Below are 13,422 nucleotides of genomic sequence, written 5' to 3'. Positions count from 1 at the left end.
CAGTCAGGCGAAATCATGGCATGTATCGGCGCGACGCTCTCGGGCCTGGAACGGACTCTGCTCCATCGACTGGCCGAGGCCCAGACGGCCGCCGCCGACAACGCACTACATCGGGTCGCTTCGCGCAGCATCAACACCCCGGTGGACAATCCCCGCCGTTTCGTCGCGCTCTCGGACGTGCCGTCGCCACTGGCCATCGTCGGCCATCGGCTGGCGAACGTTACGGCCGCGAACTCGCTCGTGAGCCAGGCCGAGCTCACGCTCGACCAGATTCATACGCAGGTGGAGAGCATTCGCCGGTTGGCGCTCGACGATGAGGACGGAGATCTCACCGCGCAAGAGCGCGGCGCGCAGCAAGCCCGGATCGACGCCGCGATCAAGGAAATCAATCGACTCGCTGGACTGCGCGTGAACGGTCGACGGGTACTCGACGGCGACGGCTCGGCCGAGCTGACGACGAGCGGTCACCACGCAGACCGGATCGTCAACTCGAGTACCACGGCGACGCTCGCCATTCCCAGCATGCATGCCAGCCGTCTGGGAGGACCGAGCGGCATGCTCACGGATCTCGCCCTGGGGGGAGCCCACGCCGGGCTGGGCGCGAACGCCTCGCGCGCGATTCGCATCGTGGACGAGGCCCTGGCGCGGATCGATCTCGTCACCGACACGGTGCGCGGCTTTGCCCGCGCCGCTATCGATTCGTCCGCCGCGCTGCTCGAAGGACTCGACAACGCAGTGGCTTAAGTGGTCGGCGGCAAACAAGGTTGGCCGCCGCCGAACCACCCACAGCAGACTTCGCACGCTGGCCAATTGCCCCTCTGCTGGCGATGGTGTATGCTCGGCGGTCCCGCGATTATTCATGCCTGCACGGCGAATGATCTCGCGCGGCGTTCGGCCCGCGACTGCCGGGCTCCCGATGGTTGCCCTCGGGTCATCGGCCGTGCAGACATCGTTCGAAGGTTTTTTGCCCCGCGAAGCCTCCTCGCTCGCGTCCTCCGCGAGATGTCGAGAGGCTAACGTTCGCGACCGGCCGAAGCGCCAGGTCGCCTGACGAAAGGGAGAGCCCATCATGGCCTACACATTGCCCGCACTGCCCTATCCGTTCGATGCCTTGGAGCCGACGATCGACGCCCGCACGATGGAGATCCATCACGACAAGCATCACGCGGCGTACGTGAACAACTTGAATGCCGCCATCGAAGGCACCGACCTCGGCAATCAATCGATCGAAAAGCTGGTCGCCAACATCGAGATGGTGCCCGAGAACATTCGTACGGCCGTCCGCAACAACGGTGGCGGGCACGCCAACCACTCCCTCTTCTGGACGATCATGGGCAAGGGCAAGGGGGGCGAGCCCACGGGCGACCTGGCCCAGGCGATTGACAAGGAGTTGAAGGGCTTCGCCGGCTTCAAAGAGGCCTTCAGCAAGGCGGCGGCGACCCGCTTCGGCAGCGGCTGGGCCTGGCTCAGCGTTTCGCCTGACGGCACGCTGATCATCGAAAGCACGGCAAACCAGGACTCGCCCCTGATGACCGGCCACACGCCGATCCTGGGTCTCGACGTCTGGGAACACGCCTATTACCTGCATTACCAGAATCGCCGCCCCGACTACATCGGGGCGTTCTACAATGTGATCGACTGGTCGGCCGTGGCCGACCGTTACGCCGCCGCGAAGAAGAAGTAGTCGCGCACCGGCGTCCGTCGATCGAAAGCGTCCTTTCAAGTGCCGCTGGCAGTGTCACTGCTAGCGGCACTTTTTTTGGGCGCGATGAACTGGCGTTGACCAGCGCGCGGGCAACTCTATAATCCCGCCCCGTCCTCTCCGGGGCCGGTCTGCCCCTGCTGGGTGCAAACTTTTCTGGTTTTACTGATTCTCGGGGCGACGACCCGCCGAATAACCACTACCAACGGTAGGGTCTGCCGCGATTCCAACTGCAGGCGATGGTCCGTCGTCGCACTTTGACCGCCGTTCGATTGCTTCACCTCTGATTACAAATTCGATCCTCAGGGACGAGGATGCCGGCTTCAAGACGGGCAGGGACGCCCGTTCGGCCGGCGTTTGCCCCGCGGATCGCTCGAATTTCGCCGGGAGCGCTTGCCATGCGAGCTACTGTGGCACGGATCGCGATCATCGTCGCCTGTCTCTCGATTCTCACCGGCTGCCGTAGCGGCAGCGGTGGTCTCGCCTGGAACAAGTGGAAGTTCGGCAAGAGTAAAGACACCGAACTCGCGCAGGCGCCCCCTTCGCAATACCCGGCCCTGCCGTCGGAATCGGCCACGCCGAATCCGCCCAACGTGCAATTGGCCTCGACCCAATATGGCGTGACCCCGCCGGGGACGACCTCGTATCCCGACCCGACGCAAATGGGCGCCTACGGCGTGGCCGGCAACGGCATGTACAACCCGGCCGGTGCGATGCCCCCGACGATGCCCATGCCGCAGGCTGGCGCCTACAACCCGAACTACGCTCAGACCGGCACGGCCGCTCCCTACGGTGGCATGCCTGCGACGAACGGTTATCCGACGCAGGACCCCTACGCCGCGTACGGTGCCCAGCAGACGGGCTACACGGCGGGTCCCACGGGCTACACCGCTCCTCCTGCTGACTACAGCGCGGCGCCCTACGCGTCGACGACGCCGGCCGCACCCTATACGCCGGCCGCACCCTATACGTCGGCCGCGCCGGGCACAGCTTACGACCCCAACACCGCGGTGGCCGACAATCGCGGCATGTACGCTCCGACGAGCATGCCCGCCGCCAGTCCCCCGCCGGCAGCGACCGGCGATCGTTACAGCAGCTACAACTACGGCTCGACCGGCACCGACCCGGCCGCCACGGCACTGACGGCCGCGGCCTATCCGGCGACGACTCCGGCCTATCAGCCTGGCACGACCGACTACACCCCGGGCGTGACTGGCTACCAACCCGGTGCCACCGGCTATCAGCCGGCAGGCGTGCCCGCCTACCAGTCGCCGACCGGCGGCTACCCGGCCCCGGCTGCGACCACGACGACGCCGCCGGCGACGACACCGTATCGCCCGGGCAGCACCAGCGACTATCCGCGGGCCCAGTCAGGCATGACGGGGGGATCGGCGGTGGCGCCGGCAAGCTACGACAACTCGGGACTTGCTTCGCCGGCCGCTCCGGCGGTGTATGTGCCGCCAGCCGCTCAATAGTGCCTGCCGCAGGTTCGATAACCTCGCCTCCAACAACACGGCCCAGACATTGTTGTCTGGGCCGTGTTGTTTTTGTTGCCAGGGATGTGCGTCCAGCAGACCGAAGGCGTTAGACGGCGCTGCGGACGGCCGCTCGCATCACCTCGCGACGACGCATCGCGCCGGTGCGTTCCTCGCGTTCGATCGAGGCCAGCCGATCGTCCGGCGTTCGCGTCGTCGTCGTATCGTCGGAGAAAAAACTCGGGTCGGCCAACTCCACGATCGACTCGACAATGACGTCCGGGCGGTAGGCGTAATTCGCCAGGTCCTCCATGCTCGTGCTGCCCGACAGCGTGAGCACGGTGCGATAGCCGAGTTGCACGCCGCCGAGAATATCGGTCTCCATCGTATCGCCGACGACGGTCGTCTCGGCCGAGGCCAGGCCCAACACCTTCCGCGCCTCGCGGAGCATGAGCGGACTCGGCTTGCCGACGCTGAAGGCCTTGGTGCCGGTCGCGGTTTCGAGCATGGCCACGATGGCGCCGCAACCGGGCCGCAGCCCGGTGCTTGTCGGGCAGTTGGGATCCATGTTCGTGGCGATGAGCCGCGCGCCGCGCAACACCATGCCCACGGCGGCCTCGATCATGTCGAACGTGAAGCTGCGACCTTCGCCCACGACGACATAGTCGGGATCGTGATCGACGATCGAGTAGCCATTCGCGTGCAGCGCGTTGAGCAGGCCACCTTCGCCGATCACGTAGGCGGTGCCGTTCGGCTTTTGCCGGGCAAGAAAGCGGGCCGTGGCCATCGCACAGGTGAAGACGTGCGACTCGTCGGCTTCGATCCCCATGCGCCGCAGCTTGGTCGCCACATCGCGCCGCGTGCGGGCACTGTTGTTGGTGAGAAAGAGGAAGGGAATCTGGTTGGCATGAAGCTGGCGGATGAAGCGGTCGGCACCGGGGATCAGATCATGTCCCCGGTAAATGACACCATCCATGTCGATCAAGAATCCATGTCGCATGTTCGTTTCGTTCCTGTAAAAAGAAAAGCGTTGCCCACGAGCTACGCGGATGTGGCCTCACGTTGTCCAACATCTATTCCTCCCCAACCGTGCTCGTGCGGAACGCCAAAAGATCGCGGTGATCGCCTCGGCTCCGACGAAAGCAATTGGCGTGCCGCAGAACGTCGACCTGCCACCAAACGCCGTATTTTGCGGGCTTTTTTCGCCCCTCTTGGACTTGACGCCGCCCGATTGTCAAGCGAAATCGCTCGTGGACGGACGCGATGACCAAGATTGCACGCATCCTAGGCAGTCGCCGAGAGGAATGGATGCACGAAGTATGAATATCGCGCGAAGCCAGCAGGGATACTGGTCAAAGAAGCTGGGCAGCACGCCTGCCGGAAGGCATTTGCTAGCAGCGCTAATCTTCTACCTGCGAAAGAGAAAATCGAGCGGTCCCCGGCCACGTCGCGCGCTCACGCGTTGCGGCGCGTGGCGAGGATGGTCAGATCGTCGGGCGGGCTCTCGCCCACGTAGTGCAGCTCGACCTGCCGGCCTACTTCGCGCACGAGCTCCAACATCGGAAGCTGCGCCCCCGCGCGAATAATCTCTTCCAGGCGACCTTGCCCGAAGGGCTCGGAGTCGTCGTTCATTGCCTCGACGATGCCATCGGTGCAGAGAAACAAGATGTCGCCGACTTCCATGCGTACCCAGGGAGCGCGCTCGTACGAGGGCTCGTCGAGCACGCCCAGCGGCAGCCCGGTCGCAGGCAATGCTAGCAGGTGTTGCGCCGACGAAACGAAGTGCAGCACCGGCGCATGGCCGGCATTGGCATACTCGATGCGATGGGTCGCCGTGTCGAGTTCGGCCAACATGAGCGTGATGAAACGGCCGTCCTGCAGATCTTGGCAGAGCGCGCGGCTGAGCAACTCGAGCAGCTCTTTCGAATCGGCATGTTCGAGTATCAAGGCGCGCAGCGCCGCGCGCACCGACGCCATCAGCAGGCTCGGCCCCAGGCCATGCCCGCTCACGTCCGCGATCACCAGCGCCACGCGGCCATCGCGCAGGCGCAGCACATCGCAGTAATCGCCTCCGACGGCCTGATTCGGATACCACCAGGTGGCCGTCTCGTAGCCCGGCATCTCGGGCAACTCGCGTGGCATGAAGCCGCGCTGAATATCGCGCGCCACGCTGAGCGAAGCGTCGATCTCGCTGCGTGTGCGCAGCTCATCCAACAGGCGTGCGCGATCGAGCGCCGCCGAGGCATGCTGACAGAAAGCGCGCAACAGATCTTCATCGAATGCTGCGAAGGACGAGCCGCGTTTATTGATCAACTGCAAGACGCCCAACAAGCGTCCGTCATGAGGCGAGACGAGCGGCCCCGCCAGAATGTTCCGCGTCTGGAAACCTGTCGCACGATCGACGGCCGAGTTCCAGCGCGGGTCTCCCGCCGGATCGCTGATGTTGGCCACGTAGCGCAAACGCGCCACGTCCCCCGTAATGCCTTGCGAGATCGGATGACGAATCTCGTCGATCTCGAGTTCCGTCACGGCGCGCGTATAGAGATCTTCGCTCGCCGGATCGTACTGGTAGACGCTGGCTCGTTCGCAATCGAGGGCCTGACACGCCTCGGCCGCAATCGTTTCCAGAATTTTCGACAGGTCTACCTCGGCGGCCAGCGCGCGCGTCACGTCGAGCAACGTCTCGAGGCCGCGCAACCGGACGCACAACTCCTCGCCGGAGAGCGAGTCGAGATCACAAGGGGGCAAGCCGGGCTCCATCAGTCTAGCTCCTCCTCACCGTGCGCGACCGCGGACGAGCTGGAATCGCGCTCAGTGTACTCCTCCGGTCCCTGGTGCGGTACCCGCCACAGGCTCGTCACCGCGCTCGGCCAGCCACTCATTCGACACGAACCGCAAGACGAGCGAATGCCAGACCTGGCGCATCGACGCCGCCTGCTCGTCGGTGAACTCGTCTGCGGCCGGCCGATCTTGGTCTCGAGCCGAATTTTCCAACCCCCGCCAGCGAAGTCGCCGCGGCCAGCCATACATGGTCGCCGCGGCGTTGAAGCGTTCGGCGATGCGCAGCCCCCACAGCGTGCCGAACGCGTCTCGGAAGTCGCACCATTGACGATCGAACGGCGGCTGCGGTTCGGGCCGCCGCGGGATTCCGCACGTCACGAGCAACGTCGCTACCACGATCAGCACGAGCGCCGTGGCCACTCCCCCGCCGCCCCCAGCCGATACCGACAGCGGCAACTGCGAGGCGAACAGGCAGCCTTGCGCCGCGGCCAGCAGCAACCAAGAGGGCCAGAAGCGGGTCGGCAGTCCATTCGCCGCGCTAATCACGATGAGCAGCAGGAGAAACCAACGCCAGGTCGTGTCGAGATCGAGCGTGCGTCCCGGCGCGTAGACCAACGACTGCAAGGCCGGCAAGGCCGCGACCATCCACAACGAGGCCACGATGAACTGCCAGGCACGATCCTGGGGACGCTTGGCGCCCAACAGCGCCATCGCGGGACAAAACGTCGTGGCCGCCGCCAGAAATCGCACGTGGACGGCCCAACGTGGCTCGGCCTCGCCGGAAACGGCTGCCAGCCCCAACTCCGTGACCGCCAATACCGCCAGCGACACCATCGCCCAGCACCAGGGGGCCACGAGCGTGGTCCCGCGGAGCGACGGGCGCCGCCCTACGAGCAGGGCCAGCGAGAGTGCCGCGCTCAGCAGGGTTACGCAGGCGCTACTCCAGGGGTTCCACATCGCCGGCACAATCGTTCCGATCGCTACGCACGTCACAGGCGGACCACGAAAGGCGTGCGGCGTTGTCGAAAGGCAACGCACGCCGCGGGCTCGATCATAACAGCAAGTCGTTGTCGCCGCAGGAGATGACCAGAACTGCCTGGCCCGGTGCTTTGCGCGCGAAACCTTATCGGGTTGGAAAAATGAAACAGTTGCGTTTGCTTTACGGCCAGTCGTAACCCATGTTTCCCTGGAGCCGCACGGCAGCATCCCGCCGCGGTAATCAACCCGCGGTTACGTGGTGATGTTCCACGCCCCCTTGGTATTCAGGGCTTACTGCTGCCGGGTGCTCCGCCGACGCCGTTTCGCTGCGACCTCGAGCCTGGGGCGTTTACCAACGTCCCCCGATACGCCCCTCGTGTCGGCGGCCAAGCGCGACGCGAAAAGCAACCAACGCGAGCCTGCTCTCGTTCCAGAAAGTGCCACGATGATGAAGTCTCGTCCGATCGCGATTGCGTGTCTCGCCGCTAGCGTGCTGGGCCTGGCCGCGCCAGCCTTCGCACAAGGTTGGGGAGGCACGGTTCCGCCGTGGGGCGCCCCGACGGCCGCCAGCCGCAGCACGGTCCCCTCGAACGCGGCCGGCGCTTTTAACTCGTACTATCCCGCTTACGGCAGCTATCCCGATCCGATCGAAAATCGCTACTCCGTCGTACCACGTGGTATCTCCGCCGCCGACAGCCGATACGGCCACACGGCCGGTCGCGTCGTGACGGGCTATCCCGGCGAGACGGTCTACTACCACAACGGAGCGATGCTACAGCCACAAGGTCTCCCGGCAACCGAACAAGTGCTGCCGCCCACGAGGGTGGCTCCCCAGCCGTATTCGGCACCGCCGGCCATGATGCCGGCGCCCGGCATGCCGAATCCCTGCTATCCAGCCGCGGCCTGCGGACAGGCCGATCCCTGCTGCCCTCCCTGTCCCGCCTCGTGGCAGCATCGCTGCGGACAGCGAATGGGGGACATGTTGTCGCGGATGAAAGAGTGCTGCGACAAGTTTTGCGAGTCCCTCGCGAACTGCTGTCCCAAGCCGAAGCCGCAGCCCTGCTGCTGGACGGGCTATCAAGCCTGGTGGCACGCTCCGCAGCCGAACAACTGTCTGATGAACGAATGCTTGACCGAGAATGGCGCCGCCATGTCGGGCCAGCCTCTCGGGATGGAAATGACGCCCCCCGGGGCAGAAGTCCTCGAAGGAACGTGGTCCGATGGCTACGAGTCGGCCGAATCGACGGGCGAGATCGTCGAAGAAGGACCGTCGTTCATCGAGTATGGACGACCGACCTACGACGACGTGCCCTTGACGATTCCCTCCGCTCCCGCGCCGACAACTCCCGCTCCCACGAAGCCGGCGCCGTCTTCGATTTCGACGCCCGCCAAACCGGCCGGACACGTCGAGAACGAGCTCTCGACTCCGCGCGGGAACTGGGATGACGACGCCACCCAGGTCGAAGCACCCGAGTTGCCCCTTCCCGAGGTGGTCTTGCCCCCGCAGGACGACACCACGACCTGATCGCTACCGCTTCACACAGACGACGCGAATAGTTCGCCGCGCGGCACTTTGCTTGGGGAGAAGCAAAGTGCGGCGGCGGGCCTCGAACAACGGGCGGCTGCCGACGGGGAGCCGCCCGTTGTTGTTTTTCTCGCCCCGCGCCGGCAATATGTTCCGATCGCGAAAGCCTTGCAGGACGCCGGGCACAGGGGCCTGCCCGACACGCACGGCACACGAGGATTCCCAGGCACGCTGCGAAAAATCGACTAGAGTCGTGCGCGCGGACTGTCCGATACCTTCAGTACCAAACTTACCGGGAGGGCGGGACACGGCAGTGTCCCGTTTCAGGATAGAGATCATGGCAAGTCGACGGATCGACTTGCCATGATCTTTTTTGTTGCGCTGGCGGCGAACTTCCCGGCCGGTGGCCGCCATGCTTCGCGATTGCTCCTGGAACAATCTCGCCTCGCGCGATCTCCAGGTTGGCTGAATCTGGCCACCCCCCGCGGGGCGCAGGCACTTGGCAGCGGAAGCGGTTTTCGGTATTGATTAGTGGATTGCCACGCTGGGTCGGGCAGTTCGCAACGACAGGCCCGCCAACCTTGCCGACCCCCTACCCGTCGGCGGGGCCTTCCGCCCAGCGCAGCTCAATGCCGCTCGGACCGCGCTCGGCCGAGCCTGATTTCCTGAAACCACCGCCGCCGTCGCGTGACGTCGGACGTACGCTGTTTGTCTTATTCCGCCAGAGGTTTACCCCATGAGCGTTTTGGTGCAGCAACAGGCCCCGGACTTCGCGGCCGAGGCCGTCCTGCCGGATGGCTCGTTCGGCAAGATTCAACTCTCGAGCTTCCGCGGCAAGAAGTACGTCGTGCTGTTCTTCTATCCGCTCGATTTCACGTTCGTCTGTCCCACCGAGATCATCTCGTTCTCCGACAACATCAAGCGTTTCGAGCAGCTCGACGCGCAGGTGCTGGGCGTGTCGATCGACAGCAAGTTCTCGCACCTGGCCTGGCGCAACAAGCCGCGCAACGAAGGCGGGATCGGCGAGATCAAGTACCCGCTCGTGGCCGATCTCGACAAGCAGATCGCCCAGTCGTACGACGTGCTGCTGCCGGCCGGCATCGCGCTGCGTGGCCTGTTCTTGATCGACAAGGAGGGGGTCGTCCGTCACCAGGTGGTGAACGATCTGCCGCTGGGTCGCAATGTGGACGAGGCGCTGCGCATGATCGAGGCGCTGCAGTTCTTCGAAAAGAACGGCGAGGTCTGCCCGGCCAACTGGAAGGAAGGCCAGCGCACGATCAAGCCCGACGTGAAGGCCAGCCGCGAGTTCTTCTCGGCCGAGTACGCCCAGTCGCCGTGAGTTGACATCGCCGCAGACGGCGAAAGTCCATGATGAGAGGCATGCCGGTCTGCTCCAGTCAGGCCGGCATGCTTTTTTCTTGCGCGGCATGGGCACCAAGATCGGGCCGCTCGGCGGCGCGCCCCACTTCGCCCGGGTAGCGTCGCGGCCAGCTTGCGCGTCGTGGCCGGGCACGCGCCGCTCGCGCAAGAAATGACCTGACGCGATCAGGCCGGCCGACTCCAACTCGACAGCGAGCGGGCCGGATCGAGTTGCTGGGCCACGACGGTGAACGCCCGAGCGACTTCGTCCGGAATGCGTTTTGGCATGCCGGTCTTGAAGTCGATGAAGGCCCACTCCGTGGCGGCCGAGGCCAAGGCGGTCTGATCGCGGCGGCGGATGATTTCGTAGCAGCGCAGACAACTCACGCGTTTCAAGCCCGCCACCCAGGTACGCACGATCACGTGATCCCCCTGCTGGGCCGGTAGCTGGTAGCGAATCTGATGCGATCGCACGACCCAGCCTGCGCCGAGCCGCTCGTGCATCTCGCCCGACCAGCCCTGCGCGGCGGAATGGGCCACGGCAGCGGCCTGCATCCAGGCCACATAGGAGATATTGCTCGCATGGCCCAGCCCATCGATGTCCGCGGGAGCCACGATCAGTGCATGTTCATAAACGGCGGGCATGGAGCTTTACCTTGAATCCGTTCGACCGTCGCCCCGCGCAAGTCTCGTAGCATCATCCTGGCGGATCGCCGCCTGTCAACGGGACCGAGCGGTCCCGTTGCCCGCAAGTTTCCGCCTGCGGCAACGCCGGCAAAACTCTTGTTGTCCCGCGGGAATTTCCTTGTAAGGCGCGATTTTGAGCCGCTACGATACACACCTCGCCTATTCGGGCACGTGTAGTCTTTTCCCTGTGATAAGGAGGCAGACATGACTTACACATCTTCACCATCGGTAGCGCGGCGTGTGTTCTGGTCGGCATTGTGCTTGGGACTGGTTGTGATCGGCGGCGATTTGCTTTCGGCGCAAGAAAAAGCAGGCGTGGCGAAACCCAAGTTGCCGCGTGGTCGTCTGCCGGCGTACTACTCGCAAGTCGTCTCGCCCGACCAGAAAGAAAAAATCTACGAGGTACAAAAGTCGTACGCGCCGCGCATCAAGGAATTGCGCGCGCAACTCGCCACGCTCCAGACCGAGCGTGACGCCAAGTGCCGCGCCCTGCTGACTTCGGAGCAGCGGAAAAAGGTCGACGAGCTGGTTGCGGAAGCGAAGGCCGCGCGCGAAACCGCCGAGGCGACCGCCCCCACGACGCCTGCCGCAGCCGCTCCACCGACCGCATCGACTCCACCTGCCGCCGCCAAGGCGTCCGCGTCAGGACGCAAGCCTGTGGCAAAACCGAGCGGCAACTGAGCCGGCTACTCGAACTGCTTGGCAAAGGGCAATTGCCCGCCTTGTCGGCGCGCCGACACGTTCTAATCGCCATGCGAGCGTTGAATTCGCCCCGTGATCGCCGATGTGCCGATCACGGGGCTTTTTCCTGGCGGACAGTGGTCCTGGCAGGCTCTTGCCTACCCGTCGCGCGGCGCGACTGTGGCCCGGGGCGCAAATGGCCGACTGATATCGAAGTGGTTGGCGTCGTTACCATGCCTTTGGGGAGAGCAGACCGACGTTCGAGGTACCACGAATTGGGCAATCCATTCATTTCTGCGAAATGTCGAAACAATCCTTGGGGTTTGGGGTTAAAGCCGGCATGGTGGTTTGTCACTTCTCCAGGGGGAAAAATGGCCACCTGTTCTCCCCCGTCTCACTGCGATCGTGTTTTTTGCCCCGCTTCCAGGAATCGATGAATCGTTCGACCCTCGCCGGCCTTGGCATCTGTCTCGCCCTGGTGACGTCCTTTTTTATCGGCCGGGCCTCGGTCCGGTTTCCGGAACGCCGCCTCATGAGCGAGCGGGCCGCCCATCGCGAAACGATCGTCGCCTATTGGCCCGTCGAGACGCTCGATGAGCGGGGGACCCTGCGCGTCATGTACGCCCCGGAACGCATGCAGCCCGAGTGGGTCCGCCTGCGAGGAATCTACCTGCCACAGCCCGGCGAGCCGATGCATGACGAGGCGATCACGAGTCTGGCCAGCATGATCGAAGGCGTCGCCATTGCGCTCGACTTCGACGGTCAGGAAGTACAACGCGATGAGGCGGGACGTCTCTTCGCCTATGCGTGGGCGAATACGGGGGGCACCGATTTCTGCCTCAACGTCGAGCTCGTCCGCCTCGGCATGGCGCGTCATGTTCCCAGCGAAAGCGGCGCGCTCACCGACGAATTACAACAGGCCGAGCGCAAGGCCCGCGAGGCCCGTCGCGGTATCTGGGGCCAAAACGAGGCCGTTCGTCACGGCGGCTAGTCGCGCGGCTTCTCGATCAGGTCGTCGGATCACGCCGTCGAAGAGATCTCTTGCTGCGGCATGAGACGAGTTGGGCTTATCTGCCAGGCGTGCCGCTATCCGCGAATCGCACTGAGCAGCGCGTTCGTCAGGTTGGTCAATCGGCGCCGCCCCTTCTCCAAGGGCTGCGTCGTGAGCGCGACGCCTCCCACGTCACGTTGTGGATCGAGCCATACGATCGTCCCGGTCGCGCCCCAATGACCGTAGGCTGCCGGCGAAAGCAAATCGCCGAACGTCGTGGCGTGCGTCGGCCAGTTCAATTGCCACCCCAAGCCCCACGGATGGCAGCGGCGTTCGCCCCCCGGCACCTTCGGCATCATGGCCAGCCAGTTGCGCGTCATCGCTTCGAGCGTGGTGGGCCCGAAGATGCCCGCTTCGCCGCGGTGAATCTTCAACAGGTGCTGGACGAACCTGGCGAGGTCGCCGGCGGTGGAAAGCAGCCCACCCCACGGCGCGCCGAGTCGGCGCCAATAGTCGCTGTTCCAGACGCCGCCATACTCGCGCTCGGCCTCCGTAGTGCGCAGCGTCGCAAGGCGGCTCTTCTTCGACGGCTGGCCAGCGGCGTCCGGCTGTTCCCACTCGGCCGGCATGCCGAGCGTCGTATCGTGCATCGCGAGTGGCTCGAATACGCGCTCGCGTAGAAAATCTCCCAGCCGCGCCCCGGTGACGCGCTCCACGACTTCGGCCAGCATCAGCACGCCCATGCTCTGGTACTGCACCTTGCGGCCCGCCGCGAAGTCGGGCTCGAGCGCGCAGACACGTTCCGTGAATTCGGCCAGGGGCGCCTGGCGCGCGCGCAAGGCGGCATTTTCAGGCAGCATGTCGGGCAAGCCCGAGGTGTGCGTCAGCGCGTGCAGCAGCGTGATGGCGCGTTTGCCATGCCGCGCGAACCCGGGGACATAGCGCGCGATTGGATCGGCCAGCTTGACGAGCCCCGCTTCGACCAACAGCATCACGGCGGTGGCGGTGATCGGCTTCGTCGGCGAAGCAATCAGAAAGATCGCGTCGCTCGCCAGCGCCGGCGCGGCGGGTTCGGGAGACATTCGTCCGAAGGCTCGCGTCGCGAACCGTTCGTGCGACGAGGCCACGGCATACGCCACGGCGGGGACTTCATCGCGATCCAACCAGCCACGCACCAGCGCATCGGCAGGACCGAAACGCGCTTCGTCGAAGTGGCTGCTAGGCGTCATCTGTTTTGGCTGGC

13 protein-coding genes are annotated in these 13,422 nt (G+C 64.8%); 7 read left to right on the top strand and 6 right to left on the bottom strand.

The annotated features are described in order from the left end of the window. Positions 1–15 precede the first annotated feature (15 nt). The 3 genes from KF708_13425 to KF708_13415 all read left to right on the top strand — a co-directional run bounded on the left by KF708_13425 (position 16) and on the right by KF708_13415 (position 3,177). Entirely contained in the window at positions 16–744 is a 729-nt protein-coding gene (locus tag KF708_13425; GenBank protein ID MBX3413685.1) for a hypothetical protein, read from the top strand. Positions 745–1,069: 325 nt separating this feature from the next. Beyond that, positions 1,070–1,684 (top strand): superoxide dismutase, encoded by a 615-nt coding sequence (locus tag KF708_13420; GenBank protein MBX3413684.1) that lies wholly within the window; start codon positions 1,070–1,072, stop codon positions 1,682–1,684. Positions 1,685–2,100: 416 nt separating this feature from the next. Continuing rightward, a complete protein-coding gene (locus tag KF708_13415; protein ID MBX3413683.1) occupies positions 2,101–3,177 on the top strand; it encodes a hypothetical protein in 1,077 nt (358 codons plus the stop codon). Positions 3,178–3,286: 109 nt separating this feature from the next. On the opposite strand, the gene KF708_13410 is transcribed toward KF708_13415, so the two are convergent. The 3 genes from KF708_13410 to KF708_13400 form a co-directional block, all read right to left on the bottom strand. Next, on the bottom strand, positions 3,287–4,177 hold the full coding sequence (locus KF708_13410) for a TIGR01457 family HAD-type hydrolase (protein ID MBX3413682.1): 891 nt from the start codon (positions 4,175–4,177) through the stop codon (positions 3,287–3,289). A gap of 455 nt (positions 4,178–4,632) precedes the next feature. Then, complete coding sequence (locus KF708_13405; protein ID MBX3413681.1) at positions 4,633–5,937, bottom strand: SpoIIE family protein phosphatase; 1,305 nt, start codon at positions 5,935–5,937, stop codon at positions 4,633–4,635. A gap of 51 nt (positions 5,938–5,988) precedes the next feature. Then, positions 5,989–6,915: a hypothetical protein gene (locus KF708_13400; GenBank protein ID MBX3413680.1), complete on the bottom strand. Its 927-nt coding sequence runs from the start codon at positions 6,913–6,915 to the stop codon at positions 5,989–5,991. Positions 6,916–7,381: 466 nt separating this feature from the next. On the opposite strand from KF708_13400, the gene KF708_13395 reads away from it, so the two are divergent. Further along, on the top strand, positions 7,382–8,461 hold the full coding sequence (locus tag KF708_13395; GenBank protein MBX3413679.1) for a hypothetical protein: 1,080 nt from the start codon (positions 7,382–7,384) through the stop codon (positions 8,459–8,461). 3 nt (positions 8,462–8,464) lie between these two features. Here the strand turns inward: KF708_13395 and KF708_13390 are convergent, their stop codons facing one another. Next, positions 8,465–8,875, bottom strand: a complete 411-nt coding sequence (locus tag KF708_13390; GenBank protein ID MBX3413678.1) for a hypothetical protein — start codon at positions 8,873–8,875, stop codon at positions 8,465–8,467. Between the two features lie 322 nt (positions 8,876–9,197). Between KF708_13390 and KF708_13385 the strand changes: the two genes are divergently transcribed. Continuing rightward, on the top strand, positions 9,198–9,800 hold the full coding sequence (locus KF708_13385) for a peroxiredoxin (GenBank protein ID MBX3413677.1): 603 nt from the start codon (positions 9,198–9,200) through the stop codon (positions 9,798–9,800). Positions 9,801–10,006: 206 nt separating this feature from the next. On the opposite strand, the gene KF708_13380 is transcribed toward KF708_13385, so the two are convergent. Continuing rightward, positions 10,007–10,465 carry an acyl-CoA thioesterase gene (locus KF708_13380; protein ID MBX3413676.1) on the bottom strand — a complete coding sequence of 153 codons (459 nt, stop codon included), beginning with the start codon at positions 10,463–10,465 and terminating at the stop codon, positions 10,007–10,009. 246 nt (positions 10,466–10,711) lie between these two features. On the opposite strand from KF708_13380, the gene KF708_13375 reads away from it, so the two are divergent. Further along, positions 10,712–11,188, top strand: coding sequence for a hypothetical protein (locus tag KF708_13375; protein ID MBX3413675.1), 477 nt, complete (start codon positions 10,712–10,714; stop codon positions 11,186–11,188). A 433-nt stretch (positions 11,189–11,621) separates the two neighbouring features. Further along, on the top strand, positions 11,622–12,179 hold the full coding sequence (locus KF708_13370) for a thermonuclease family protein (protein ID MBX3413674.1): 558 nt from the start codon (positions 11,622–11,624) through the stop codon (positions 12,177–12,179). A 95-nt stretch (positions 12,180–12,274) separates the two neighbouring features. Here the strand turns inward: KF708_13370 and KF708_13365 are convergent, their stop codons facing one another. Continuing rightward, positions 12,275–13,408, bottom strand: a complete 1,134-nt coding sequence (locus KF708_13365; protein ID MBX3413673.1) for a beta-lactamase family protein — start codon at positions 13,406–13,408, stop codon at positions 12,275–12,277. Between the last annotated feature and the right edge of the window lie 14 nt (positions 13,409–13,422).

The sequence above is a fragment of the Pirellulales bacterium genome (genome assembly GCA_019636335.1).
Classification (GTDB): Bacteria; Planctomycetota; Planctomycetia; order Pirellulales; family JAEUIK01; genus JAHBXR01.
The sequence above is the reverse complement of the archived record's forward strand: the minus strand, read 5'-3'. Positions and strand labels throughout refer to the sequence as shown.

What these genes read in the sequence shown, in the direction of transcription:
- KF708_13370 (MBX3413674.1), top strand. Translation starts at nt 11,622, where the DNA reads ATGAATCGTTCGACCCTCGCCGGCCTTGGCATCTGTCTCGCCCTGGTG.
- KF708_13425 (MBX3413685.1), top strand. Translation starts at nt 16, where the DNA reads ATGGCATGTATCGGCGCGACGCTCTCGGGCCTGGAACGGACTCTGCTC.
- KF708_13395 (MBX3413679.1), top strand. Translation starts at nt 7,382, where the DNA reads ATGATGAAGTCTCGTCCGATCGCGATTGCGTGTCTCGCCGCTAGCGTG.
- KF708_13400 (MBX3413680.1), bottom strand. Translation starts at nt 6,915, where the DNA reads ATGTGGAACCCCTGGAGTAGCGCCTGCGTAACCCTGCTGAGCGCGGCA.
- KF708_13390 (MBX3413678.1), bottom strand. Translation starts at nt 8,875, where the DNA reads ATGGCGGCCACCGGCCGGGAAGTTCGCCGCCAGCGCAACAAAAAAGAT.
- KF708_13410 (MBX3413682.1), bottom strand. Translation starts at nt 4,177, where the DNA reads ATGCGACATGGATTCTTGATCGACATGGATGGTGTCATTTACCGGGGA.
- KF708_13415 (MBX3413683.1), top strand. Translation starts at nt 2,101, where the DNA reads ATGCGAGCTACTGTGGCACGGATCGCGATCATCGTCGCCTGTCTCTCG.
- KF708_13365 (MBX3413673.1), bottom strand. Translation starts at nt 13,408, where the DNA reads ATGACGCCTAGCAGCCACTTCGACGAAGCGCGTTTCGGTCCTGCCGAT.
- KF708_13385 (MBX3413677.1), top strand. Translation starts at nt 9,198, where the DNA reads ATGAGCGTTTTGGTGCAGCAACAGGCCCCGGACTTCGCGGCCGAGGCC.
- KF708_13405 (MBX3413681.1), bottom strand. Translation starts at nt 5,937, where the DNA reads ATGGAGCCCGGCTTGCCCCCTTGTGATCTCGACTCGCTCTCCGGCGAG.
- KF708_13420 (MBX3413684.1), top strand. Translation starts at nt 1,070, where the DNA reads ATGGCCTACACATTGCCCGCACTGCCCTATCCGTTCGATGCCTTGGAG.
- KF708_13375 (MBX3413675.1), top strand. Translation starts at nt 10,712, where the DNA reads ATGACTTACACATCTTCACCATCGGTAGCGCGGCGTGTGTTCTGGTCG.
- KF708_13380 (MBX3413676.1), bottom strand. Translation starts at nt 10,465, where the DNA reads ATGCCCGCCGTTTATGAACATGCACTGATCGTGGCTCCCGCGGACATC.